The 624-nt window shown below is 61.9% G+C and carries 1 pseudogene; it reads right to left on the bottom strand.

The features are described from left to right. Positions 1–624: pseudogene (locus tag AB4Z38_RS25740) on the bottom strand (pyruvate dehydrogenase (acetyl-transferring), homodimeric type); the annotation flags it as partial.

The raw sequence follows: 624 nt of genomic DNA, 5'->3' as shown, positions 1-624 counted from the left end.
GGGGTGGATGAGCTGGCCCATGGGGGATTCCTTGTAGGCCAGGACGAGGTCCCGGTCCACGGAGAGGTAGTTCTGGCCCTTGGGGTTGTAGATCTTCGCGGTGGGGAAGAACGCGTCCATCCCGAAGGTCCGGGACTCGTCAGGGACGATGGGGACAATCCGGTGCCCGAATTTTTTGTCGCGGAGCAGGTCTTTGAGCAAACGGACGAAGGCCATGGTGGTGGCGGCCTGCTGTTTGCCGGATCCCCGCTTGGCAACGTCAAAAGTCTTGGCCTCGGGCAGTTCGATGGCCGCGTGGTTTGAACGCCGTTCTGGGACAGACCCTCCCAGCGCAGCTCGGCGCTCGAGGAGATAGGCGATCTCGGGTGCCTCCATGCCCGGGTGGTAGTACGGGGGACGGTAGGGATCCTCTTCCAATCGGGCATCGGAAATCGGAATCCTGAGGTAGTCCCTGAATTCCTTGAGATCGGCGAGTGTGAGTTTCTTCATTTGGTGGGTCGCGTTGCGGCCCTCGAAGTGGGGTCCGAGTCCGTAGCCCTTGACGGTCTTGGCCAGGATCACGGTGGGTTTGCCCTTGAACTCGGCCGCGGCCTTGTACGCGGCGTAGACCTTGCGGTAGTCGTG

The organism is Arthrobacter sp. 2RAF6 (assembly GCF_052115205.1).
In the GTDB taxonomy this organism is placed as follows: domain Bacteria; phylum Actinomycetota; class Actinomycetes; order Actinomycetales; family Micrococcaceae; genus Arthrobacter.
The sequence above is the reverse complement of the archived record's forward strand: the minus strand, read 5'-3'. Positions and strand labels throughout refer to the sequence as shown.